22 protein-coding genes are annotated in these 22,897 nt (G+C 72.9%); 4 read left to right on the top strand and 18 right to left on the bottom strand.

What is annotated here, in order from left to right:
* Positions 1-4: 4 nt before the first annotated feature.
* The 5 genes from rnc to QUG98_RS13920 all read right to left on the bottom strand — a co-directional run bounded on the left by rnc (position 5) and on the right by QUG98_RS13920 (position 4,362).
* On the bottom strand, positions 5-730 hold the full coding sequence (rnc, locus tag QUG98_RS13940) for a ribonuclease III (protein WP_289471142.1): 726 nt from the start codon (positions 728-730) through the stop codon (positions 5-7).
* Between the two features lie 13 nt (positions 731-743).
* A complete protein-coding gene (gene rpmF, locus QUG98_RS13935; RefSeq protein WP_058728177.1) occupies positions 744-947 on the bottom strand; it encodes a 50S ribosomal protein L32 in 204 nt (67 codons plus the stop codon).
* 43 nt (positions 948-990) lie between these two features.
* A complete protein-coding gene (locus tag QUG98_RS13930; RefSeq protein ID WP_289471196.1) occupies positions 991-1,572 on the bottom strand; it encodes a YceD family protein in 582 nt (193 codons plus the stop codon).
* A gap of 70 nt (positions 1,573-1,642) precedes the next feature.
* Positions 1,643-2,137 (bottom strand): pantetheine-phosphate adenylyltransferase, encoded by a 495-nt coding sequence (gene coaD / locus QUG98_RS13925; RefSeq protein ID WP_289471141.1) that lies wholly within the window; start codon positions 2,135-2,137, stop codon positions 1,643-1,645.
* Positions 2,138-2,163: 26 nt separating this feature from the next.
* A complete protein-coding gene (locus QUG98_RS13920; RefSeq protein WP_289471195.1) occupies positions 2,164-4,362 on the bottom strand; it encodes an ATP-dependent DNA helicase RecG in 2,199 nt (732 codons plus the stop codon).
* Between the two features lie 124 nt (positions 4,363-4,486).
* Here QUG98_RS13920 and QUG98_RS13915 point away from each other — a divergent pair, with 124 nt between their 5' ends.
* The gene (locus QUG98_RS13915) at positions 4,487-5,047 is read left to right on the top strand and encodes an RsmD family RNA methyltransferase (RefSeq protein WP_289471140.1); all 561 of its coding nucleotides are present in this window, start codon (positions 4,487-4,489) and stop codon (positions 5,045-5,047) included.
* A 221-nt stretch (positions 5,048-5,268) separates the two neighbouring features.
* Here the strand turns inward: QUG98_RS13915 and thiL are convergent, their stop codons facing one another.
* Positions 5,269-6,255, bottom strand: coding sequence for a thiamine-phosphate kinase (gene thiL, locus QUG98_RS13910; RefSeq protein ID WP_289471194.1), 987 nt, complete (start codon positions 6,253-6,255; stop codon positions 5,269-5,271).
* A 34-nt stretch (positions 6,256-6,289) separates the two neighbouring features.
* On the opposite strand from thiL, the gene QUG98_RS13905 reads away from it, so the two are divergent.
* Positions 6,290-6,775, top strand: a complete 486-nt coding sequence (locus QUG98_RS13905) for a DUF3515 family protein (protein ID WP_289471139.1) — start codon at positions 6,290-6,292, stop codon at positions 6,773-6,775.
* Between the two features lie 33 nt (positions 6,776-6,808).
* On the opposite strand, the gene QUG98_RS13900 is transcribed toward QUG98_RS13905, so the two are convergent.
* From QUG98_RS13900 to leuC, 6 genes are all read right to left on the bottom strand, one after another.
* Positions 6,809-7,906 carry a D-alanine--D-alanine ligase family protein gene (locus QUG98_RS13900; RefSeq protein WP_289471138.1) on the bottom strand — a complete coding sequence of 366 codons (1,098 nt, stop codon included), beginning with the start codon at positions 7,904-7,906 and terminating at the stop codon, positions 6,809-6,811.
* A 32-nt stretch (positions 7,907-7,938) separates the two neighbouring features.
* Positions 7,939-8,952, bottom strand: coding sequence for an NAD(P)H-dependent glycerol-3-phosphate dehydrogenase (locus QUG98_RS13895; protein ID WP_289471193.1), 1,014 nt, complete (start codon positions 8,950-8,952; stop codon positions 7,939-7,941).
* Positions 8,953-9,043: 91 nt separating this feature from the next.
* Positions 9,044-9,940 (bottom strand): lysophospholipid acyltransferase family protein, encoded by an 897-nt coding sequence (locus QUG98_RS13890; RefSeq protein ID WP_353067853.1) that lies wholly within the window; start codon positions 9,938-9,940, stop codon positions 9,044-9,046.
* Positions 9,941-9,944: 4 nt separating this feature from the next.
* Positions 9,945-11,312, bottom strand: coding sequence for a UDP-N-acetylglucosamine 1-carboxyvinyltransferase (gene murA, locus QUG98_RS13885; RefSeq protein ID WP_058728173.1), 1,368 nt, complete (start codon positions 11,310-11,312; stop codon positions 9,945-9,947).
* Entirely contained in the window at positions 11,312-11,908 is a 597-nt protein-coding gene (gene leuD / locus QUG98_RS13880; RefSeq protein ID WP_289471137.1) for a 3-isopropylmalate dehydratase small subunit, read from the bottom strand. The genes murA and leuD overlap by 1 nt, the downstream gene beginning before the upstream one ends.
* The gene (gene leuC / locus QUG98_RS13875; RefSeq protein WP_289471136.1) at positions 11,908-13,383 is read right to left on the bottom strand and encodes a 3-isopropylmalate dehydratase large subunit; all 1,476 of its coding nucleotides are present in this window, start codon (positions 13,381-13,383) and stop codon (positions 11,908-11,910) included. The genes leuD and leuC overlap by 1 nt, the downstream gene beginning before the upstream one ends.
* 217 nt (positions 13,384-13,600) lie before the next feature.
* Here leuC and QUG98_RS13870 point away from each other — a divergent pair, with 217 nt between their 5' ends.
* On the top strand, positions 13,601-14,668 hold the full coding sequence (locus QUG98_RS13870; RefSeq protein WP_289471135.1) for an FUSC family protein: 1,068 nt from the start codon (positions 13,601-13,603) through the stop codon (positions 14,666-14,668).
* 151 nt (positions 14,669-14,819) lie between these two features.
* Here QUG98_RS13870 and QUG98_RS13865 read toward each other — a convergent pair whose 3' ends face one another.
* From QUG98_RS13865 to QUG98_RS13840, 6 genes are all read right to left on the bottom strand, one after another.
* Positions 14,820-15,425, bottom strand: coding sequence for a histidine phosphatase family protein (locus QUG98_RS13865; protein ID WP_289471134.1), 606 nt, complete (start codon positions 15,423-15,425; stop codon positions 14,820-14,822).
* Positions 15,422-15,811, bottom strand: coding sequence for a fluoride efflux transporter CrcB (gene crcB, locus QUG98_RS13860; protein WP_289471133.1), 390 nt, complete (start codon positions 15,809-15,811; stop codon positions 15,422-15,424). The genes QUG98_RS13865 and crcB overlap by 4 nt, the downstream gene beginning before the upstream one ends.
* Positions 15,808-16,263 carry a fluoride efflux transporter FluC gene (locus QUG98_RS13855; protein ID WP_289471132.1) on the bottom strand — a complete coding sequence of 152 codons (456 nt, stop codon included), beginning with the start codon at positions 16,261-16,263 and terminating at the stop codon, positions 15,808-15,810. The genes crcB and QUG98_RS13855 overlap by 4 nt, the downstream gene beginning before the upstream one ends.
* A gap of 84 nt (positions 16,264-16,347) precedes the next feature.
* Entirely contained in the window at positions 16,348-18,699 is a 2,352-nt protein-coding gene (locus QUG98_RS13850) for a GNAT family N-acetyltransferase (RefSeq protein ID WP_289471131.1), read from the bottom strand.
* Entirely contained in the window at positions 18,696-20,153 is a 1,458-nt protein-coding gene (locus tag QUG98_RS13845) for a lysine N(6)-hydroxylase/L-ornithine N(5)-oxygenase family protein (RefSeq protein WP_289471130.1), read from the bottom strand. Before QUG98_RS13845 ends, QUG98_RS13850 begins: the two co-directional genes overlap by 4 nt.
* Positions 20,150-21,643 carry a pyridoxal phosphate-dependent decarboxylase family protein gene (locus tag QUG98_RS13840; RefSeq protein ID WP_289471129.1) on the bottom strand — a complete coding sequence of 498 codons (1,494 nt, stop codon included), beginning with the start codon at positions 21,641-21,643 and terminating at the stop codon, positions 20,150-20,152. The genes QUG98_RS13845 and QUG98_RS13840 overlap by 4 nt, the downstream gene beginning before the upstream one ends.
* A gap of 103 nt (positions 21,644-21,746) precedes the next feature.
* Here QUG98_RS13840 and QUG98_RS13835 point away from each other — a divergent pair, with 103 nt between their 5' ends.
* A complete protein-coding gene (locus tag QUG98_RS13835; protein ID WP_289471128.1) occupies positions 21,747-22,862 on the top strand; it encodes an NAD(P)-binding domain-containing protein in 1,116 nt (371 codons plus the stop codon).
* Positions 22,863-22,897 lie beyond the last annotated feature (35 nt).

The raw sequence follows: 22,897 nt of genomic DNA, 5'->3' as shown, positions 1-22,897 counted from the left end.
GCGGTCAGGCCGCCCGGCCGGAGAGCCGCGTCCACGCATCGAGCGCGGCGGCCATCTCGGCGGCCTTCTTGCTCGTCCCGGATCCCGTCGAGACGTCCTCGCCCTGCAGCACGACCGTCGCGTGGAAGGTCTTGTCGTGGTCGGGGCCCTCTTCCGTCACCCGGTAGGCCGGGTTGCCGAGGGACAGGCTGGCCGCGAGCTCCTGCAGGCTCGTCTTCGGGTCCATCGCGGCGCCGAAGCGGTCCGGGTCCACGAGCAGCGGCTCGACCAGGCGCAGCACCAGGTCCGTCGCGGCGTCGGGGCCGGCGGACAGGTAGGTCGCACCGATGACGGCCTCGACCGTGTCGGCCAGGATCGACGCCTTGTCGCGACCGCCGGTCTGCTCCTCGCCCTTGCCGAGGCGCAGGTAGGAGCCGAGCCCGATCATGCGGGCGATCTCGGCCAGGGCGACCGTCGAGACGAGGCTGGCGCGCCGCTTGGCGAGCTCGCCCTCGTCGAGGTCGGGGAAGGACCGGAAGAGCTTCACGGTCACGGCCTGGCCGAGGATGGAGTCCCCGAGGAACTCGAGGCGCTCGTTGTGCTTGATGCCCCCGTGCTCGTACGCGTACGAGCGGTGCGTGAGGGCGAGCTGCAGGAGCTCGGCGTCGATCTCGACGTCGAGGATGCCCTGCAGACGAACGACGTCCGGCCCCACGGGGCGGGACCCCGTGGCGCCGGACGTCGTGGTCATCGGTCGAGTCCGATCAGACGTCGGCGACCTTGCGGCCCTTGTACTCCATGTACAGGGCGGTGCCGGCCGAGTCCTCGACGACCTTCGCGCGGTGCGGGAGGCTGTAGGTGACCTTGCCGTTCTCGATCGTCTTCACGAGCTGGACCGGCGCGGCCTTCCACTGCGAACGACGGGCGTGCGTGTTGGCACGGGACTGCTTGCGCTTGGGAACGGCCATGGTGGTTCTCTTTCGGTTGGTCGGTGGTCGGTGTCGAGGTGCGTCAGGCCGTGCGGCCGTCGCCCTCGGGGCTCTGGTGGGAGGTGCTGTCGTCGGTGCCGACACGCTCGGCGTCGGTCCCGGCGCCCTGGAAGCCGCTCAGCGCGGCCCAACGCGGGTCCAGGACCTCGCGCGGGGTGACCTCGCCGAGGTCGGCCAGCCGCTCACCCGTGACGGGGTCGAGGCCGGGGCAGTCCGGTCGGCAGACCGGCTGGAACGGCAGCGACAGCACCACCGCATCTCGAACGACCGGTTCACAATCCACGTGGTCATCGTGAACGAAGAAGTCGAAATCCTCCGAGACATCGTACGCGAAGAGCTCGGCGAAATCGACCTCGACTGGTTCGCTGATGTCGATGAGGCAGCGCGAGCACTCGCCCGTGGCCTCGGCGGAGGCGTGTCCGGAGACCAGGACGCCCTCGTGCAGGCCCTCGAGCTTGACGTCGAGGTGCAGCGTGGTGCCCTCGCGCACGGCGATGACGCCGGCACCCATCGCGTCCGGCACCTCGATGTCGAGCGAGTGCTCGCGCATCTCGCCCGGCCGGTGCGCGAGGTCACGCACGCGCAGGGCGTAGGGGCTGTTCACGGGGGAAGACACGATCGACGAGTCTACCGCGATCTGGTGCGCACGTCGAGGAGGCCCGGAGCGCGGCGTGTCAGCGCCCGAGGTGCTCGGCCAGCGCGTCCGCGACGACCCTCGGCACGTACGGCGTGACGTCGCCGCCGAGCGTCGCGACCTGGCGGATGAGCGAGCTCGACACGTGCGCCCGCGACGCCTCGGGCAGCAGGAAGACCGTCTCGACGTCGGCCAGGTGCCGGTTCATGATCGCCATGGGCGTCTCGTACGCGACGTCCTCGCCGGAACGCACCCCCTTGACGAGCACGCCGGCCCCGACCTGTCGGCAGTAGTCGACGAGCAGCCCGGAGGTCCACTCCCCGACCCGCACCGTGTCCGGGACGCCGGTCTCGACGAGGGACTGCTCGATGAGCCGCACCCGATCGGCGGCCGCGAACATCGCCGGCTGCTTGTCCGGGTTGTGCACGACGAGCACGTGGACCTCGTCGAACAGCCGCGCGGCGCGTCCGATGACGTCGAGGTGCCCGAGGGTCACGGGGTCGAAGGATCCGGGGACGACGGCGATCTGGGCCATGTCCGTCACGCTACCGGCCGTGGGGGTCAGTTCTTCCCGAGGAACGCGGCGTCGGACTCGTCGAGCCGCCGCGCCAGGGCCTCACGCAGGGCGGGGTGGTCCCGTAGCTCGGGGTCGGGCTCGAGCACGCGCTCCGCCTCGCCCCGGGCGTCGACGATCAGGTCCGCGTGCTCGACGACCCGGAGCAGGTTCAGCGACGACCGGCCGCCGGACTGCCGTTCGCCGAGCACGTCGCCCTCGCGCCGGAGCTCCAGGTCGACGCGGGCGAGCTCGAAGCCGTCGTCGGACGCGGCCACCGCGTCGACGCGCTCGCGTGCGGTGGTCTCGGTCTCGGCCGTGGTCACGAGGAGGCACACGCCGGCGTACTGGCCGCGACCGATGCGTCCGCGGAGCTGGTGGAGCTGGGAGACGCCGAAGCGGTCGGCGTCGAGCACCGCCATCATCGACGCGTTCGGCACGTCGACGCCGACCTCGATGACGGTCGTCGCCACGAGCACGTCGACGGCGCCGGCCGCGAAGGACGTCATCACGCGGTCCTTCTCGTCCGCGGTCATCCGCCCGTGCAGCACCTCGATGCGTCGGCCCTGCAGGACCGGCATGGCGCGCATCCGCTCGGCCGTCGCGAGGACGGTGGCCGGCGCGCGCTTCGGCGCGTCGTCGTCGGCGACGGCGGGTCCGGGGCCGGCGTCGTCCTCGGTGTGGGCGTCGTCGATGGCCGGGCACACCACGAATGCCTGGCGCCCGTCGGCGAGCTCCTCGGCCATCCGGGTCCAGATCCGCCCCTCCCACCCGGGGTGCTCGGCCAGCCCGACGGCGAAGGTCTCGACCCCGGCTCGGCCGGACGGCAGCCCGGTGATGGTGGAGACGTCGAGGTCACCGAACACCGTCATCGCGACCGTGCGCGGGATCGGTGTCGCGGTGAGGACGAGCACGTGCGGCGGGGTCGCGCCCTTGGTCCGCAGGGCCTCGCGCTGTTCGACGCCGAACCGGTGCTGCTCGTCGACGACGACCAGGCCGAGCTCGGCGAAGTCGACCCGGTCGCCGAGGAGCGCGTGCGTCCCGACGACGAGCCGCGAGCTGCCGGACGCCGCTGCGAGCAGGGCCCGGCGGCGTTCGTCGGTCGACTGCGACCCGGTGAGGATGATCGGTCGGAGCTCCGCGGCGAGGTCGGGGCCGAGGAACTTCACGATCGAGCGGAGGTGCTGGGCGGCGAGCACCTCGGTCGGGGCGATGAGGGCCGACTGCCCGCCGGACTCGGCGACCGTCAGCATCGCCCGGATCGCCACCAGCGTCTTGCCGGAGCCGACCTCGCCCTGCACCAGCCGGTGCATCGGCCAGTCCCCCGCCAGGTCGTGCGCGATCTCGGCACCGACGGCCTGCTGGTCGTCGGTCAGGGTGAACGGCAGCGAGGCGTCGAAGCGCTCGAGGATCCCGCCTGCGCTGGCGGTCCGCGAGGTCGCTGCGGTCGACCGGGCGGCGATGCGTCGCTGCACCAGGGCGGTCTGCAGCACGAACGCCTCGCGGTAGCGCAGGGCGTCCTGCGCCCGCTTGAAGTCGGCGACCTTCTCGGGACGGTGCAGCAGCTCGAGCGCGCGGCGGAACGGCACCAGACCGAGCCGCGTCCGTGCGGGTGCCGGGATCGGGTCGGGCAGGTCGGGCAGGGTGTCGAGGACGACCGCGATCGCCTTCGCGATCTGCCACGAGGTCAGCGACGCCGTCGCCGGGTAGATCGGGATCGGCTGCCGCGACCAGCGGATGGCCTCCTCGTCCTCGGGGTCGGTGGTCGCGCGCGGGTCGTCGCGGTCGAACAGCTCGTAGTCCGGGTGGGCGAGCTGCCTGGCGCCGCGGTAGTCGCTGACCTTGCCGGCGAAGATCCCGCGGGCCCCGGGGACGAGGTCCTTCGTCCGCCACCCCTGGTTGAAGAACGTCAGCGTGAGCAGGCCCTTCCCGTCGCCGATCTTCGCCTCGAGGATCGAGCCACGGCGCGCGCGCATGGTCCGCTCGCGCACGTCGATCACCTCGGCCACGATCGTCACCGACTCACCGATCGCGAGCGAGTCGAGCGCCGTCAGCGCCCCGCGCTCCGCGTACCGCCGGGGCGCGTGCTCGAGGAACTCCCCCACGGTGCGGTGTCCGAACGCCTTCTCGATCGCCGTCGCGGTCCGGCCGCCGAGGACACCGCTCAGCTTCGCGTCGAGGGGCGCGGGACCGAGGTCGGGCCGCACCGTCGGTGCCGCGGTGTCGGGGGTGTCGGAGGTGACCACGCGACCACGGTACCGGGCGGGTCCGACGTGCTGCGCGCCTCCCGGCCGACCTGTGGAGACCCGCGCACGCCGCTACGGTGGCAGCATGACGCGCATCATCGCCGGCGCCGCCGGGTCCACGACGCTCCGGGTGCCGAAGTCCGGCACGCGGCCGACGAGCGACCGCGTGCGCGAGGCCCTGTTCTCGTCGCTCGGCGCGCGCGGGCTCGTGGAGGGCACCTCGGTCGCGGACCTCTACGCGGGGACCGGCGCGCTCGGGCTCGAGGCGGCGTCGCGCGGCGCCGCGGAGGTCGTCCTCGTCGACCGGGCGTCCGCCGCCGCGCAGGCGTGCCGCGCGAACGCGAAGGCCGTGCAGCAGCGGGTGCCGGGCGTGCGCGTCGACGTGCAGCCGCAACCGGCGCTCGGGTACCTGCGCAGCACGGTCCGGACGTTCGACCTGGTGTTCATCGACCCGCCGTACGACGTGGCCGAGCAGGAGCTCGCCGACGTGCTCGAGGCGCTCGTGCCGCGGCTCACGCCGGCCGCGGTGGTCGTCGTCGAGCGGAGCAAGCGGTCGCCGGAGCCGACCTGGCCGGCCGGGCTCGAGCCGTTCAGCAAGCGCAGCTACGGCGAGACCGTGGCGTGGGAGGCCGTCGCCCCGGCCTGACGCGGGCGCGCGTGCCGGTGGACCGGCAGCGCGGCTGGGCAGCTCGAGCGACACGACCGCTGTCGCACGACGTCGGTATCGTCGTCGCCTCCGGAACGAGGGCGCCTGGACGCGTGTCGGCGACACATCCGCTGTCGTACGACAACGGATGTGTCGCGGACGGCGGACGGCGGACGACTGACAACGACGAGCGGCCGGGAGGCTCGGCGCAGCCCTGGCGGTCAGCCCGCGGCGCCGTCCCAGTCGGCGTACGGGTCCCACCCGGTCGTCGGGACCGGCTCACCACCGCGGACCAGGTCGGCGTCCCCGCGGCCGACGACCGCGCCGAGACGCCGGAAGCCACCGGGCAGCGCCACGTCCGGCGGGAAGGTCGCGAGCAGGCCGTGGTCCTCGCCGCCGTGCAGCGCGAGGTCGTCGAGCCGGGGCTCCGGGTCGAGGTCGAGCGTCACCCCGCTGGCTCGGGCCAGTCGTCCGGCGTCGATCGCCAGGCCGTCGGACAGGTCGAGCATCGCGGTCGCCCCCGCCGTCGCCGCGTGCACCCCGTCGGCGATCGGCGGGACCGGGCGTCGCTGCCGGTCGACGTCCGAGTCGGCGTCCGCGCCACTCGCGACCACCGCTGCGCGCGAGGGCTCCCCGTCCGCGTCGACCCCGTCGCGGAACAGCCGGGCGAGTCCCCGGGCGGCGCGGCCGAGCTCTCCCGAGACCGCGAGGACGTCCCCGACCCGCGCTCCCGAACGCAGCACCGGCGCCCGTCCGCCGAGGTCGCCGAACGCCGTCACCGAGACCGTGAAGGTCGCCGAGGTCGACAGGTCCCCGCCGACCACGCCGCACCCCGGCGCGAGCGCGTCCATCGCCGCCCGCACCCCGTCGGCGAAGGACTCGAGCACCGCGACCGGGGTGTCCTGCGGCGCGGCCAGGGCGATCACGAGCCCGCTCGGCTCCGCGCCCATCGCTGCGACGTCGGACAGGTTCGTCGCGGCGGCCTTCCACCCGACGTCCTCCGGGGACGACCACGCCCACCGGAAGTCCGGCCCGTGCACCATCATGTCCGTCGTGACGACGAAGCGGCCGTCCGGCGCCGCGACCACGGCGCAGTCGTCACCCGGGCCGAGCACCGGAGCACCCGCGGGCAGCCGGCGGACGATGCGGGCGAGGACGGCCAGCTCCCCCACCTGTCCCACGGTCGGTCCGGTCCAGGGGTCGTCCATCTCGTCCACGTCCGCAACGGTAGCCTGGACCGCGATGGACACCCTGCGCCGACCCCTCCGCTGGACCGCGATCGCGGGCGTCGCCGTGGCACTCGTGGCCGGGCTGACCGGGTGCACGAACGCCGTGTCGATGGCCCCCGCACCGTCGGCGGACACCGCTGCGTGCGCCGCCGTGCAGGTCCGCCTGCCCACGACCGTCGGGAACGACCTGCCGTTGCGGGAGACGAACGCGCAGTCCACCGCGGCGTGGGGCGACCCGGCCGCGGCGCTCTACCACTGCGGTGTCGCGGTGCCCACGGTGTCCGACCTGCCGTGCTTCAGCCAGGGCGGTGTCGACTGGATCCGCGACGACCGCGGCGCCCAGGTCGTCTACACGACGTTCGGCCGGTCCCCCGCGGTGCAGGTCGTCATCGACTCGAAGAGGACGACGAACCAGGTCGTGCAGGACCTGTCGGACGTCGTGTCGATCCTGCCGAAGGACGGGCACCGCTGCCTCGACCCCTCGGACGTGCAGGGCTGACGGCCACGCCCGTGACGCCGGCCGGTGCGAGCCTCAGCGGACGGCGACGCGTCCCAGCTCGATGAGCTCGGTGACGAGCTCGCCGTAGGAGACCCCGGACGCCGCCCAGCAGCGTGGGTACATCGACAGCGGGGTGAACCCCGGCATGGTGTTGACCTCGTTCACGACGAAGCCGTCGTCGGTCAGGAAGCAGTCGACACGCGCCAGACCGGCGCCGCCGATCGCCTCGAAGGCACGGGCGCCGATCGAGCGGATGGCGGCGGTCTCGTCGTCGGTCAGGGGTGCGGGGCAGAGGAGCGCCTCGTCACCGCCGAGGTACTTCGAGGCGAAGTCGTAGAAGCCGTCCTCGGCGACGACGATCTCGCCGGGCAGGCTCGTGCGCGGGACGCCGTCGCGGCCCTCGAGGACCGCCACCTCGACCTCGCGGCCGACCACGCGCGGCTCGACGATCACCTTCGCGTCGTGCTCGAAGGCCAGGTCCATCGCGGCGGCGAGCTGCGTCGGGTCGTCGACCCGCGAGACGCCCATGCTCGACCCGGCGCGGGCGGGCTTCACGAAGAGCGGCCAGCCGTGCACCGCGACGGACTCCGCGACGGCGTCGGGGTCGGCGCTCCACTGCCGACGCAGGACGGTCGTCCAGGGTGCGACCCGCAGCCCGGCGTGCTCGAGCACGGCCTTCGCGGTGTGCTTGTCCATCGCCAGCGCACTCGCCAGGACGCCGTCGCCGACGTAGGGCAGCCCGGCGACCTCGAGGAGCCCCTGGACCGTGCCGTCCTCGCCGAACGGGCCGTGCAGGATCGGGAACACCACGTCGACCGCGATCGTCGTGACCGAGCCGTCGGGGTGCGAGACGACGAGCTCGTTCGTCGCGGGCGACGTCGGGAGCGCCACGCGGGTGCCGTTGTCCGGCACGACGGGCAGCGCACCGTCACGGAGCGCCCACTGCGCGGGGTCGTCGGACTGCAGGGTGAACGCACCCTCCTTCGTGATGCCGATCGGCACCACCGCGTACGCCGACCGGTCGACGACGTCCATGATGCCGCCGGCCGTCACGCAGCTGATCTCGTGCTCGCTGGACCGGCCGCCGAACAGCACGGCGACGGTCGTGGGGGCAGGAGCGATCGTGGGCATGGGAGTCCCCTCGGAGGTCGGGAGCGGACCGGTCACTCGCCCTGGGGCTCGTCGGTCTCGGTGAGGTGCGGCGCGATGTTGCGCGGGTCGAGCCTACCGGCGAGGACCTCACCCACCTGCCCGACGATGGGCATGTCGACGCCGTTCGCCGCCGCCAGTTCGAGGATCGGCGCGACAGACGCCAGGCCCTCCGCGGTCTGGTCCATCTGCCGGACGACCTCGTCGAAGCGGTAGCCCTGGCCGAGCAGCCGACCCGCGGTGTTGTTCCGCGACAGCGGCGACTGGCAGGTCGCGATCAGGTCGCCGAGTCCGGCGAGCCCGGACAGCGTCGACGGCTGCGCACCGAGCGACACCGCGAAGTCGGTCATCTCGGCGAGTCCGCGGGTGATGATCGACGCCTTGGTGTTCTCGCCGTAGCCGACACCGTCGACGATGCCGATCGCCACCGCGATGAGGTTCTTCAGCACGCCGCCGAACTCCGTGCCGATGACGTCGGTGTTCGTGAACGAGCGGAAGTACGGGTTCGTGGCGACCGCGGCCACGGCGGTCGCGGTGTCGAGCGACGTCGACGACACGACCGCGGCCGTCGGCTGCCGACGCGCGATCTCGAGGGCGAGGTTCGGCCCGCTCGCCACGGCGATCCGGTCGCGGTCGATGCCGAGTCCCTCGTGCAGGACCTCGCTCATCCGCAGGCCGGTCGCCTTCTCGACGCCCTTCATCAGGCTGACGACGGGGACGCCCTCGGGCAGCAACGGCGCGATCGCGGACAGGTTCGAGCGGAGCGACTGCGACGGCACCGACACGTACACCTGCTCGGCACCGTCGAGCACCGCGGACAACGAGGTCGACGCGGTGAGCGTCCGCGGCAGGTTGATGCCGGGCAGGTAGTCGGAGTTGCGCTTCGTCTCGGTGATCTCGCGCGCGACCTCGGGCCGACGGGCCCACACCACCGTGTCGGCGCCGCCCTCGGCGAGCACCTTCGCGAACGTGGTCCCCCAGCTGCCCGCACCGATCACCGCGACGCGCGGCTTGTCGGTGGACTGCATGACCACGCGGATCGCTGCGGTGTCGACGGCGCCGGGAGCGGCGACGGCGGGGTCCGGGTGGTCGTCGTGCGGGCGCAGGCCCGGGCGGTCGTCACGCAAACTTCCCGGTCTCCTTCTGGTTGTGGGCGGAGGGGTCCCAACGGGTCGCCGGGGCCCGCTCACCGCGGAGCTCCTCGAGCAGCTCGGTGATGCGCTGCATGAGCAGGTCGGTCGCCTCGAGCAGGGTCTTCTGGTCGAGCGGCTTCCCGCGGAACGCCGACAGGTCGATCGGGTCGCCGACGATCACGTCGACGCGCGACGGCGGGAACAGCCGGAGCTTCTTCGAGTACCGCGCCATGATCCGCTGCGTGCCCCAGTGCGCCATCGGGATGAGCGGCACGTCGTTCTCGAGCGCGATCCGCACCGCGCCGGTCTTGCCGCGCATCGGCCAGAGGTCGGGGTCGCGGGTCAGCGTGCCCTCGGGGTAGACGATGATCGCCCCGCCCTGCTCGATGACGGACTTCCCGCCGCCGAGCGGATCGTTCAGGCGCGTCCGCCCGGAGCGCTCGACCGGGATCTGTCCCATCCCGGCCATCAGCCTGCCGACGACCGGGACCCGGAAGATCGACGCCTTCGCGAGGAACCGCGGTGCGCGACGGGACAGCCAGACGGCCGTGCCGACCACGAGCGGGTCGATGTTCGTGAAGTGGTTCGGCGCGAGCACGAAGGCGCCGCCCTCGGGCAGGCGCTGCGGCCCGTGCCAGTGGTACCGGGCGGTGAACCGGAACACCGGGATCACCACGGACGCGGTGATGCGGAAGGCCGTGTTCAGCTCGCCGCGCCGCCACCGGCGCCCCGGGTTCGGGAGGCCCGTGGTGACGTCCGAGGCGGAGGTGCGCCGTGCCTCCAGGCCGTCGCCCGCGCCGCGTGCCGGGACGCCGTCATCCGAACCGTGCAGCGGGACGCCGTCGCCGTCCACCGGGCGGTCACCGCCCGTCGTGCCGTCCACGCGCCTAGCCCGCGAAGTCGAAGTCGGCGCCGAGCTTGCGCAGCTTCGGGATGAAGTGCTCGTAGCCACGGCTGATGATGCCGACGTTCGTGATGTGCGACTCACCCTCGGCGGTCAGGGCCGCGATGAGGTGGCTGAAGCCGCCGCGCAGGTCCGGGACACGGACGTTCGCGGCGTGCAGCGTCGTCGGGCCGGTGATGACGGCGGCCTGCTCGAACGGGCGGCGGGCGACACGGCGGTCGTGGCCGGGCAGCCCCTCCTTGTGCACGACGATGTCGGCACCCATCTCGTTCAGCGCGTCCGTGAAGCCGAAGCGGTTCTCGTAGACCGTCTCGTGCACGACGCTCGTGCCCTCGGCCTGGGTCAGCGCGACGACGAGCGGCTGCTGCCAGTCCGTCATGAAGCCGGGGTGGACGTCGGTCTCGACGACGACCGGGCGCAGGGTCTCGCGCTCGCGGTAGAAGCGGATGCCGTCCTCCTGCACGTCGAACCCGCCGCCGACCTTGCGGAAGACGTTGAGGAACGTCATGAGGTCCTGCTGGTCCGCGCCCTCGACAAAGATGTCGCCGTTCGTGGCGAGCGCGGCGGAGGCCCAGCTCGCAGCCTCGTTGCGGTCGTTGATCGCTCGGTGCGTGTACCCGCGGAGCGACTCCACGCCCTCGATGAAGATCGTGCGGCTCGGCTCGACCGTGACGATCGCACCCATCTTCTGCAGGATCGCGATGAGGTCCATGATCTCGGGCTCGATCGCGGCGTTGCGGAGCTCGGTGACCCCCTCGGCCAGGACCGACGAGAGCAGGACCTGCTCGGTCGCGCCGACGCTCGGGTACGGCAGCTCGATCTCCGCGCCCTTCAGGCCGTTCGGCGCCGTCAGGTGGATGCCGTTCAGCTGCTTGTCGACCACGGCCCCCATCGCGCGCAGGGCGTCGAGGTGGAAGTCGATCGGACGGTCGCCGATGCGGCACCCGCCGAGGTCGGGGATGAACGCCTCGCCGAGCTTGTGCAGCAGCGGACCGCAGAACAGGATCGGGATGCGGCTCGACCCGGCGTGGGCGTCGATCTCGGCGAAGTGCGCCGACTCGACGTTCGACGGGTCGAGGATGAGCTCGCCTCGTGCAGGGTCCGTGATCCGCACGCCGTGCACCTCGAGCAGGCCGCGGACGACCTTCACGTCGGAGATGTCCGGGACGTCCTTGAGGATCGACGGGGTGTCGCCGAGCAGCGAGGCGACCATCGCCTTGGTCGCGAGGTTCTTCGCGCCACGGACCTCGATGCGTCCCACGAGCGGCTTGCCGCCCCGGATGACGATCTCGTCCGACTTGAGGCCGACGCGGGCCCCTGCTGCTGCTGCGTCCTGTACGAGGGAGTTCACTACTTCACCGGCAATGTCTTCGGCCGCCATCGGGAGCGGCGGGATTCGAACTCCGTGATCGAGGACTCGTCACGGAGGGTGAGCCCGATGTCGTCGAGCCCTTCCATCAACCGCCAACGAGTGTAGGCGTCGATCTCGAAGGGAACGTCCACCGCGCCGAGCGACACGCGCTGGGTGACCAGGTCGACGGTCGCCTGCACCCCCGGATCCCGCTCGATCTCGGCCCAGAGCGCCTCGACCTCCGGTTCGGTCACGATCGCGGTGACCAGGCCCTGCTTGCCCGCGTTGCCCTTGAAGATGTCCGCGAAACGACTCGAGACGACCACGCGGAACCCGAAGTCGCGGAGCGCCCAGACGGCGTGCTCACGGCTCGACCCGGTCCCGAAGTCCGGGCCGGCGACGAGCACCTGCGCGCCCTGGTACTCGGGCTGGTTGAGCACGAAGTCGGGGTCCTGGCGCCACCCGGCGAACAGGGCGTCCTCGAAGCCGGTCTTCGTGACGCGCTTGAGGTAGACCGCGGGGATGATCTGGTCGGTGTCCACGTTCGACCGCCTGAGCGGCGCGGCGATCCCGGTGACGGTGGTGATCTTGTCCATCAGATGGTCCCCTCGGTGGTCGCGGTCGCGGTCGTGGTCGTGGTGTCGGTCACGGACGCCAGCGCGTCGTCGGTCTCCAGGTCCCACGGGCTCGACAGCGTGCCCCGGACGGCGGTGGCGGCGGCCACGAGCGGGGACACCAGGTGCGTCCGTCCGCCCTTGCCCTGGCGGCCCTCGAAGTTGCGGTTCGAGGTGCTGGCGCAGCGCTCCCCCGGCGCGAGCTGGTCGGGGTTCATACCGAGGCACATCGAGCAGCCGGCGAACCGCCACTCGGCGCCGAAGTCCGTGAACACCTGGTCCAGCCCCTCGGCCTCGGCCTCGAGCCGCACCCGGGCGGACCCCGGCACGACCATGACCCGGACGCCGTCGGCCTTCTTGCGCCCCCGGATGATCGACGCGAAGGCGCGGAGGTCCTCGATCCGCGAGTTCGTGCACGAGCCCATGAACACCGCGTCGACGGCGATGTCCTTCATGGGCGTGCCGGCGGTCAGGTCCATGTACTCCAACGCGCGCTGCGCCGCCGCCTGGTCGTTCGGGTCGTCGTAGTCCGAGGGGTTCGGCACATCGTCGGACAGCGAGACGCCCTGGCCCGGGTTCGTGCCCCAGGTGACGAAGGGCTCGAGCTCGTCCGCGTCGATGAAGACCTCGGCGTCGAACACGGCGTCGTCGTCGGTCGCCAGCGTGTCCCAGTAGGCGACGGCCTCGTCCCAGTCCTGACCGGTCGGGGCGTGGTCGCGGCCCTGGACGTAGTCGTACGTCGTCTGGTCGGGGGCGACCATGCCGGCGCGGGCACCGGCCTCGATCGACATGTTGCAGATCGTCATCCGGCCCTCCATCGAGAGGGAGCGGATCGCCGACCCGCGGTACTCGAGCACGTAGCCCTGACCGCCGCCGGTACCGATCTTCGCGATCACGGCGAGGATGATGTCCTTCGCCGTGACGCCTGGTCGGAGGGTGCCCTCGACCGTGATCGCCATCGTCTTGAAGGGCTTGAGCGGCAGGGTCTGCGTGGCGAGGACGTGCTCGACCTCGGACGTGCCGATGCCGAACGCCATCGCGCCGAACGCGCCGTGGGTGCTCGTGTGGGAGTCGCCGCACACGACGGTGATCCCTGGCATGGTCAGACCGAGCTGCGGGCCGACCACGTGGACGATGCCCTGCTCCTTGTCGCCCAACGAGTGGAGGCGGACGCCGAACTCCGCACAGTTGCGACGGAGCGTCTCGATCTGGGTCCGGCTCGTCGGGTCGGCGATCGGGCGGTCGATCGCGAGCGTCGGGGTGTTGTGGTCCTCGGTCGCGATGGTGAGGTCGAGGCGGCGCACGGGTCGGCCGGCCTGGCGGAGGCCGTCGAACGCCTGCGGGCTCGTGACCTCGTGCACGAGGTGGAGGTCGATGTAGAGGAGGTCCGGGTTCCCGTCCTCGCCCTTGACCACGACGTGGTCGTCCCACACCTTCTCGGCGAGCGTCTTTCCCATCGGCCCGACCCTTCCTCATCGACGTTGCGGTACCGCTCTCGCGGCTCGGTCCGGCGAGTCTAGCAGGTTGGTATACCAACGCGCGTGCGCGGCGACCGGACGCCGGACGGGAGGCTCGTGGCTGGGCCGCCACGGGCCTCCCGTCCGACAGCCACTCACCCTCGCAGGACGGGACGCGTCTCGGCGACACTCGTCGCGGTGGGAGGATGGCAGGGACATGACGACGCCTGCGCACTCGACCCGGACCACCAACCTCGAGGGCGCAGCCCGCGCCGCGATCGCCGGCGGCGCTCCGCTCGCGCTGCTCATCGCCCTGGGGATGCCGGGCTACGCGGCCTTCGCGATGTTCGCCGGGTTCACCGCGATCTTCGGCGCGACCGAGCCGTACCGACAGCGGATGGTGACGACCGGTGTCGCGGGCGTCCTGCAGGCGTCGTGCATGTTCGCCGGCCTCGCGGTGTCGCTGTCCGGAGCGCCGCTGTGGCTGCAGGGCGTCGGGCTCGTGGTCGTCCTGGTGGTCGCGGTCTGCACGCTCAGCACGCTGCAGACGATCCCGGCGCAGCCGATCTTCCCCGTCTTCGCGTTCTGCGTCTCGGCGCTCGTGCCCGTCCGGCCCGCCGACCTGCCCCTCGTCGCGACGATCATCGTCGGGTCGGTGGTGTGGGCCTGGCTCGTCGCGATGTCCGGCGCGCTGATCCGACTCGTCCTGCACCCGCGGGCGCCCCACGTCTTCCGCCCGATCGCGCCGCGGAAGCACCGCTCGTTCGCGATCCTGCGCAGCGCGGCGCTGTGGGAGACGGTCGGCCTCAACGTGGTCGGTGCCCTGGTCGCCGGAGCAGTCGCCGAGACCGTCCCCTGGCTCGGACACCCGTACTGGGCGGTCATCGCACTGGTCTCCACGCTGCCGGCGATCCGACAGCGGCACACCGTGGTCCGCGCGGTGCAGCGGTTCGTCGGCACGATCGGTGGCACGGTGATCGCCGTCGGCATCCTGCTGCTCGAGCCCTCGGTGTGGTGGATCGTGGTGATCGCCGTGGTCGGCCAGTTCTTCGCGGAGATCTTCGTCGCGCGGCACTACGCCGTGACGCTGCTGTTCCTCACGCCGCTCGCGCTCGCGGTGTCGTGGCTGAGCGTCCCCGAGGCCCCGGAGCTCCTGGCGGTGGACCGCATCGCGCAGACGCTGCTCGGCGCGCTCGTCAGCGTGGCGCTGCTCGTCGTCGGCCGGGCGATCGAGCGGCGGCGCGGCCGTGCGCTCGGCGCGACGAGCGCGATCCGCACCGTCTGACGGCCGGGAGGCGCGTGGCGGACCCGCACCGCGCCTCCCGTCCGCCCGTTCGCTCGTCCGACGCCGCGCGCCTCTGCGGAACCTGGTTCCGGACTCAGAACCGGGGAGCAGCGCGGTGCTGTGTCCGGAACCTGGTTCCGCACTCGGGACGTCAGTCGCGCGGCGTGACGTTCCAGGAGTCGATCACCGGCCGGCCGTGCTCGTAGCCGAGCGAGCTCACGGTCGCGGTGCCGAGCTTCAGCACGGCGCCGTCCTGCGGTGCGAGACGGATCCACGCGGCACCCAGGGCGCGGAGCACGTGTCCGTGCGCGACCACGATCGCGTCGTCGCCCTCGGCGAGCACCGGCCGGACGCGGTTCAGGACTCGCTCGACGCGGACACGGACCTCGGCGGCGTTCTCCCCCGGGGTGTCGCCTGCCGGCACGCCGTCGGTCCAGAGGTCCCACGGCCCGTGCCGCTCGACCTTGATCTGCGGGGTGGTCAGACCCTCGTACGCGCCGTAGTCCCACTCGTACAGGTCCTCGTCGAGCTCCGGGTCGACGCCCACGAGCTCGGCGGTGTCGCGGGCACGCTGCAGCGGGCTCGAGAGCGCGAGCCCGAACGTCCGGTCGGCGAGGTACCGGCCGGCGCGCTTCGCCTGCTCGATCCCGTTCTCGGTGAGCGGGATGTCCGTGCGGCCGGTGTGCTGACCGCTCTTCGACCACTCCGTCTCTCCGTGACGGACGAGGACGAGTTCGCCGGGGCGTTCCGAGGTCATGTGTTCCTTCCGATGAGCAGGCCGAGCGCGGCTGCGCCGACCGAGACGACGAGCATCCCGAGGCCGTTCAGGACGGCGGTCCGGGTCTTGCCGGATCGGAGGAGCTGCACGGTCTCGACGCTCGCCGTCGAGAACGTCGTGTACCCGCCCATCATGCCCGTCCCGAGCACAGCGACCATCGGCAACGGCAGCGCGCCGGACTCGCTGGCGCCGGTGAGGAGCCCGAGGACGAGCGACCCGGAGACGTTGATGACGAGCGTGCCGAGCGGGAAGCCCGCGAGGGCGGTGCCGCGGGCCCGGCCCTTCACGAGTCCGTCGAGCCAGAACCGCAGCGCCGCACCGACGCCGCCGCCGAGCGAGACCAGCAGCAGGTCGAGGGGGCTCACCGGGCGGCTCCGGTCCGGGGATCGCGGGCACCCCGGGAGCGTCGAACCCCGGCGATCCACGCACCCGCTGCAGCGGCGACGAGCCCGAGCACGACCGAGAGCAGCGCGTACCCGCTGCCCGCGCCCCACCGTCCGACGTCGAGCAACCGTGCGGTGTCGTCGGCGAGGGTCGAGTACGTCGTGAAGCCGCCGAGGACCCCCGTGCCGACGAACAGTCGGAGCGCGCGGCGCCGACCGGTGTCCGGACCCGCGTGCGCCAACGTCTCGAGGAGCATCCCCAGGCAGAACGCCCCGACGACGTTGACGGCGAGGATGGTCCAGCTGATCCCGTCGACGGACGGCAGGGCCGCGGCGAGCGCCGCTCGGAGTCCCGTGCCGATCGCCCCGCCGAGCGCGACCAGCCCGAGGTACCGCCAGCGGAGGTGCGGGGGTGGGGCGGAGTCGGTCGTCACCCGGCCAGCCTGGCACGGCCGGGCCCGTCGGAGCGTGCTCGCCACCCGCGGACCCGGTCCGTGGGTGCTCGGGTGAGCGGACCCTCAGCGTGCGATCGGGTTCGGCATGCGCCCGGCCCGGATGAGCGAGTCGCTCTGCGCCGACAGGTCGACCATCTGCAGGGTGTTCCGCAGCTGCAGCCGGTTGAGGCACGAGTGCGCGAAGTCCGGCGCCCGGAGGTCGATCGCTCGCGCCCGTCCCGCAGCCGCACCGTCCACGCAGGAGCCGACGAGCCGCCAGAACACGCGGCTCGACAGGACCCCGTCGTCGTCGAGGATCGCCGCGAGGTACCGGAGCACTCCGTCGAACACGTCGGTGAAGACGCCGAGCGCTGCCTCGTCGTCGTCGACCGGGTGCACGATCCGCTCGATGCCCGCGGGCACGGGGACGTCGCCGACGACCACGACCTCCTCCCCGATGTCCTTCATGAACACGCGGGACACGGCGCCGTCGCGCAGCACGAGCACGAGGTTCTCGCCGTGCGGCATGAACAGCAGCTGGTGCTCGGTCAGGCAGTGCACGACGGGACGGAGGTAGGCGTCGAGGTGCCGCTCGACCCACGACGCGGCGTCGAGCCCCGACTCCGCGACGAGCGCCGCCGCGACCGACCGCCCCCGGGCGTCCCGGTGCAGCAGCGCGGCCATCGTGACCGGCCGCTCACCAGGCTGCAGCCGCGGCACCGGACTCTCCCGCCAGAGCGCCGCGAGCATCTTCCGCTGCGGTGCGCCCTGCTGCGCGGGCACCGGCCCGATCCGGTGCCAGACGTCCCCGGTGTACCCGATCGCGGCGTGCTCGCGGAGCACCCCGAAGCCGGCGTCGGCGAGCACCGGGTCGGCCTCGACGAGTCCGGCGACCCAGTCGTTCACCGCCGGGGCCGTGCGCATGTACGCGGGGGACATCCCGCGCAGGAACCCCATGTTCTGCACGGCGAGCGCCGTCTTCACGTACGAGCGCTCCGGGCGGGATCGGTTGAACGCCGTGCGGATCGACTGCTGGGGCTGGTGGTCGTCCTGCCCCTCGCCCAGGTCGACGAGGTCCTGCCGCCCGAGGTCCGGTGCGAACGTCACCGCGATCCGGTGCTGCCACTGCCACGGGTGCACCGGGAACCACGTGTACTCGGCGGGGTCGAGGCCGCGGTGGTCGAGCACCTCGTGGAAGCGCGTGACGGTCGCTGCGTCGAGCTCGGCGTCCCAGTGCTGCGCCTCGGTCCGGTCCGCGGCGAGCGCCAGGTGGGTGTGCTCCCGGCGGGCGGCGAGCCACCGGTACCGGAAGCGCCCGCCGCTCTCGGGGGCGTACGCGTGGTACTCGTCGAGCCCGAACCCGATCCGCCCGTTCCCGGCGACGAACGCGGGGTGCCCCTCGGTCATCGCTGCCTCGGTGTCCTGGAACCCCGTGACGACGTCGCCGTCGGTCCGTCCGCGAGCGAGCTGCGCGGCGGAGGGTCCACCCCGACGGTGCTTCGCCGCAGCACTGGCGAGCGTCGAGGCGATCTCCTCCAGGTACGTCCCGAGCAGGGCGTCCGGGATCCCGAGCTGCTCGTGCAGCGCGAGCACGAGGTCCTGCGCGTCGAGCGGCGCCGGGACACCGGCACGGGTGCGGGTGAGCGAGGCCTCGTCGACCACCCAGTGCTCGAGCGTGTGGACCCGTGCACGGAAGCGGTAGGTCGAGTCCCCCGCGTCGAGCACCCACCCGGTGCCGTCGGGTCGCGGGGCGATCAACCGCTCGTGGGTGAACTCGGCGATCGCCTTCGCGACGAGGTGGCGCTCGGCCGGCTCGAGGTGTCCCGGCCGCAGGTGCGCGGCGGGCCCGTCGTCGTCGGGCACCCCGATCCGCTCGGTGTCGAGGACCGAGAGCAGCGCCCGCTTGCCGTCGACGTCGACCTCGCGCAGCACCCGGAACCCGACCTCGGCGTTCTTCCGCTGCACGGCCGTGTTCCGGACGTCGGGTTCGACGACGACCCGCCGTGCACCGAGGGCGTCGCGGCAGTGCTCGACCACGGCCCGCATGACGGCGCTCGTCAGTCCGTGCACGCGGCCGCCTGCTGACGACCCGGCCGCCGGCGGCGGGGCGACGAGCAGGTGCATGCCGACGTCCCCGGGTCCGGCGTCCCAGACGTCGACGAGCAACACCGCCGCGGGGTCGTACGTCTCGGCGTACGCGATCGGCTCGCCGCCCCGGCGGAGCAGCCAGCCCGCCTGCGCGGGGTCGTCCTGCACGGAGCGCAGGTACGACCGGACGCCGTCGACGTCGTGGTCGGGCATCCCCCACCACGAGGACGCCGGGTGTGCGAGCCACGACTGCACGACGGCGGCGTCGCGGTCCGGGTCGGCGGGGTGGACGGACGGGAGGCCCGTGGTCGCGTCCGCCGACACGGCGACCGTCCCCGGGGCGCTCACGACCGGGCCCCGACGGTCGCGGTCCGGCGTTCTCCCGGGTCGGCGCCTCCGGGCGCGGCGACCGCCGCGGCGCTCGCCGCAGCGTCCGCGTCGGCACCGGCTGCGAGGTCCGGAGCCGGCCGTCCACCGGGCAGGCCGAACTCCTGGAAGGCGATCCGTTCCTCCAGGCCGTACACGGAGCGCCCCGTGACGGACCGGATGATCGACGCGTTCCGCCACGCGCCCATCCCGAGGTCGGGCGCGGTCAGGCCGTGCGTGTGCTCCTCGGCGTTCTGCACCCAGATCCGGCCGCCGATCGTGTCCACGTGCAGGTCGCGGGCGACGGCGAAGCGGCCGCGGTCGTCGCGCGCCACGAGGTGCTCGACGGGCGCGAGGAAGTCCGGGGTCCGGGGCCGGTACCCGGTGGCGAGCACGACCCGGGCGACCTCGTGCGTCGCCTCGGTGCCGAGCTGCGCGTGGCGGAGCGTCAGGCGGAACCGGTCCCGGTCGGGCAGCCACTCGGCGGCGACGACGCTCGTGTCGGTCCGCAGCGTCGTCGGGACCGGCCCCCGGGCGCTGATCCGGTACAGGGCGTCGTAGACCTCGTCGACCAGGTCGGCGCTGATGCCCTTGTAGAGCCCGCGCTGTTCGCGGCCCAGGCGGTCGCGGACGTCGGTAGGCAGGGCGTGGAAGTGGTCGGTGTACTCCGGGCTCGTCATCTCGAGCGTGAGCTTGGTGTCCTCCATCGGGAAGAACCGTGGCGAGCGGGTGATCCAGTCGATGCGGTACCCGCCGTCGCGGATGCCCTCGAGCAGGTCGCGGTAGACCTCGGCGGCGGACTGACCGCTGCCGATGACGGCGATCGAGTCGGCACGCCGCAGCGTGTCGCGTGCCGGCAGGTAGCCGGCGGAGTGCACCACCGGTCCGTCGAGGTCCTGGAGCGCCTCGGGGACGGCCGGTTCGGTGCCGATGCCGAGCACGACGTGTCGGGCGACGTACCGCTCGGGCCCGTCCGGGGTCTCCGCGCGGACGGTGAAGAGGTCGGTGTCCTCGTCGTGCTCGACGGCGACGACCCGGCGGCCCCAGCGCAGGGTGCCGAGCCGGGCGGCGGCCCACCGGCAGTACGCGTCGTACTCGGAGCGCAGGGGGTGGAAGTCCTCGCGGATGTAGAAGGGGTAGAGGCGTCCGGTCTCCTTGAGCCACGCGAGGAACGAGAACGGCGACGTCGGGTCTGCCATGGTCACGAGGTCGGCGAGGAACGGTACCTGGATGGTGGCGTCGTCGAGCATCATGCCGTGGTGCCAGGCGAAGCCATCGGCCTGGTCGAGGAACACGGCGTCGAGGTCGTCGAGCGGGTCGGTCAGGCAGGCGAGCCCGAGGTTGAACGGGCCGGTGCCGATGCCGACCAGGTCGTGGACGCGGTCGGCCCCGGTGCTGGTGCTGGCGCTGGTGCTGGTGCTGGTGCTGGTGCTCATCGGGTCGCTCCCGTCGTGGTGCCGGCGTGGCCGTGGACGCCGTCGGCGTGCAGGCGCGCCGCGGTGCGGACCACGTGGTCGAGCGACGCGACGACCTGCTCCGTGCTCGTGGCCGGGTTCAGCAGGGTGAGCTTGTTGCACGGACGGCGATCGATCACCGTCTTCGCAACGAGCACCCGCCCCTCGGCGAGCAGTGCGGCCCGGAGCGGAGCGACGAGCGCGTCGGCCTCGGCGTCGGTCACCCCGTCCGGCTGCCAGCGGAACAGCACCGTGCTCAGCTGCGTCGGCGCGACGAGCACCAGGTCCGGGTGCGCCGCGACGTGCTCGTGCACGCGCTCGGCGACGTCGAGCACCACGTCGAAGGCCCGTCCGATCGCGTCGGCACCACTCGCCCGGAGCGTCGCCCAGAGCTTCAGGGCGTCGAACCGCCGGGTGGTCTGCAGGGACTTGTCGACCTGGTTCGGTTCGTCGGCGTCCTCGGGGTTGAGGTAGTCCGCGTGCCACGACGCCCGGCGCAGGTCCTCGGGGTCGCGGACGAGCAGGGCGCTCGAGGACACCGGCTGGAAGAACGACTTGTGGAAGTCGGCCGTGACGCTCCGCGCCCGCTCGATGCCCGCGAGCAGGTGTCGGCGTGTCGGGGAGACGAGCAGCCCGCACCCGTACGCGGCGTCCACGTGCAGCCAGACGTCCTCGAGGTCGCACACGTCGGCGATCGGCACGAGCGGGTCGATGCAGCCCCGGTCGGTCGTGCCCGCGGTCGCGACCACGGCCATCGGGGACCGCCCCTCGCGTCGGGCGTCGGCGATCGCGTGCGCGAGGGCGTCCGGTCGCATCCGGCCGGCGGCGTCGGCGGCGACGTCGACGACGGCGCGCTCGGGCAGGCCGAGCAGCATCGCCGACTTCCGGACGGAGAAGTGGCTCGACGCGGTGGCGAACACGACCAGGTCGTCGAGCGCCGGAGCACGGCGGGCGGACCCACGCCGCGCGGTCGTCGCGGCCTGACGTGCCAGCAGGAGCGCGTGGAGGTTCGACTGCGTCCCGCCCGAGGTGAAGACGCCGTCCCCGGCCGCGAACCCGATCGTCCCGGTGGCCCAGGACACCACACGGCGTTCGATCTCGGTGCCGATGCGCGACTGGTCCCACGTGTCGACCGAGGGGTTCACGGCCGCGAGGACCGCCTCGGCGGCGACCGCGGGCACCGCGACCGGGCAGTTGAGGTGGGCGAGGGAGCCGGGGGCGTGGAACCAGACGGCCTCTGCGGCGAAGAGCTCGTCGACCTCGACGACGGCGGCCTCGGCCGACCCGAGGGGTCGCGCGAGGTCGATCGCCGCGACCCGGTCGCGCAGCACGGACGCCGGGGTGTCGGTGGTCGGCCGCTCGACCGCTCCGAGCCGGTCCGCGGTGCGGTCGACCGCTCCGTGGACGACGTTCCGGTACCGCCCGGCGGTGGCTGAGGTCAGGATCTCGAGCAGTGGTGTTTCGCTGTTCACGTTAGGTGAGGCTAACCTAAGCAATGTCCGGAGCGGAACCCCGAACGGGGGAAGACCGGTCGTTCCACCCCGATCCGCCCACCGCCGCCGGTACGCTCGAGCGGTGGACGTCAACACCGCGGCGGCGAGCGCGACCGTCGCCGTGATCGGCGCCGGCCAGGCCGGTCTCTCCGCCGCCCACCACCTGCGCCGCCGGGGCTTCCGGGCGCTGCGGGGGCCCGAGGACGCGTCCGGCGAGCGCTCCGTGGTCGTCCTCGACGCGAACCCACGGCCGGGAGGCGCGTGGCAGCACCGGTGGGCGTCGCTGCGGATGGCGACGGTGAACGGCATCCACGACCTACCGGGCATGCCGCTCCCACCCGTCGACCCCACCGAGGCGGCCCGCTCCGCGGTCCCCCGGTACTTCGCCGCCTACGAGGCACACGAGGACCTCCCGGTGCTGCGCCCCGTGCGGGTCGGGTCGGTGACACGCCTCGACGACCGTCCCGACGGCCTGCTCGCGGTGGCGACGGACCGCGGCCGGTGGCACGTCCGGGCGGTCGTCAACGCCACCGGGACGTGGAACACGCCGCTCGTACCGGACGTCCCCGGTGCCGCGTCGTTCCTCGGCGAGCAGCTCCACAGCCGTGGGTACGTCGACGCCGAGCACTTCCGCGGGCGTCGCGTCGCCGTGGTCGGGGGCGGGATCTCGGCGGTGCAACTCCTCGACGAGATCAGCCTCGTCACGTCGACCGTCTGGTACACCCGCCGCGAGCCGGTGTTCCTGCCGGGCGACTTCGTGCACGAGGTCGACGGCGTCGACGTCGAGCGCCGGGTCACCGACGACGTCCGGGCCGGACGGCTGCCCGCGAGCATCGTGTCCTACACGGGCCTGATCTGGACCGACTCGCTCCGTGCCGCCGCCCGACGCGGTGTGCTCGAGCGACGGCCGATGTTCACGCAGGTCCGTGCGCACGGTGTCGTCGAGGCCGACGGCTCCGACACCTCGGTCGACGTCCTGCTCTGGGCCACCGGGTACCGCGCGGACCTCGACCACCTGGGGCCGATGCAGCTGCGCGGTCCGCTCGGCGGCGTCCCGGTCGTGGGGACCCGGGTGGCCGACGAGCCACGTGTGCACCTCGTCGGGTACGGCCCGTCGCAGTCGACGGTCGGCGCGAACCGGGCGGGACGGGCCGCAGCCCGCGAACTGGACCGGTGGCTCGACGAGCACCCCGGCTGACCACTGACCACTGACCACTGGCCGCTGCGCCGCCC

Source organism: Curtobacterium subtropicum (assembly GCF_030362975.1).
GTDB lineage: Bacteria > Actinomycetota > Actinomycetes > Actinomycetales > Microbacteriaceae > Curtobacterium > Curtobacterium subtropicum.
This window is presented reverse-complemented; position numbering and strand designations above follow the sequence as displayed.

Excerpts from the sequence above, each read along its gene's own strand:
- rnc (WP_289471142.1), bottom strand. The coding sequence starts at position 730 with ATGACCACGACGTCCGGCGCCACGGGGTCCCGCCCCGTGGGGCCGGAC.
- rpmF (WP_058728177.1), bottom strand. The coding sequence starts at position 947 with ATGGCCGTTCCCAAGCGCAAGCAGTCCCGTGCCAACACGCACGCCCGT.
- coaD (WP_289471141.1), bottom strand. The coding sequence starts at position 2,137 with ATGGCCCAGATCGCCGTCGTCCCCGGATCCTTCGACCCCGTGACCCTC.
- QUG98_RS13915 (WP_289471140.1), top strand. The coding sequence starts at position 4,487 with ATGACGCGCATCATCGCCGGCGCCGCCGGGTCCACGACGCTCCGGGTG.
- thiL (WP_289471194.1), bottom strand. The coding sequence starts at position 6,255 with ATGGACGACCCCTGGACCGGACCGACCGTGGGACAGGTGGGGGAGCTG.
- QUG98_RS13905 (WP_289471139.1), top strand. The coding sequence starts at position 6,290 with ATGGACACCCTGCGCCGACCCCTCCGCTGGACCGCGATCGCGGGCGTC.
- QUG98_RS13900 (WP_289471138.1), bottom strand. The coding sequence starts at position 7,906 with ATGCCCACGATCGCTCCTGCCCCCACGACCGTCGCCGTGCTGTTCGGC.
- QUG98_RS13895 (WP_289471193.1), bottom strand. The coding sequence starts at position 8,952 with ATGCAGTCCACCGACAAGCCGCGCGTCGCGGTGATCGGTGCGGGCAGC.
- leuD (WP_289471137.1), bottom strand. The coding sequence starts at position 11,908 with ATGGACAAGATCACCACCGTCACCGGGATCGCCGCGCCGCTCAGGCGG.
- leuC (WP_289471136.1), bottom strand. The coding sequence starts at position 13,383 with ATGGGAAAGACGCTCGCCGAGAAGGTGTGGGACGACCACGTCGTGGTC.
- QUG98_RS13870 (WP_289471135.1), top strand. The coding sequence starts at position 13,601 with ATGACGACGCCTGCGCACTCGACCCGGACCACCAACCTCGAGGGCGCA.
- QUG98_RS13865 (WP_289471134.1), bottom strand. The coding sequence starts at position 15,425 with ATGACCTCGGAACGCCCCGGCGAACTCGTCCTCGTCCGTCACGGAGAG.
- QUG98_RS13845 (WP_289471130.1), bottom strand. The coding sequence starts at position 20,153 with ATGAGCACCAGCACCAGCACCAGCACCAGCGCCAGCACCAGCACCGGG.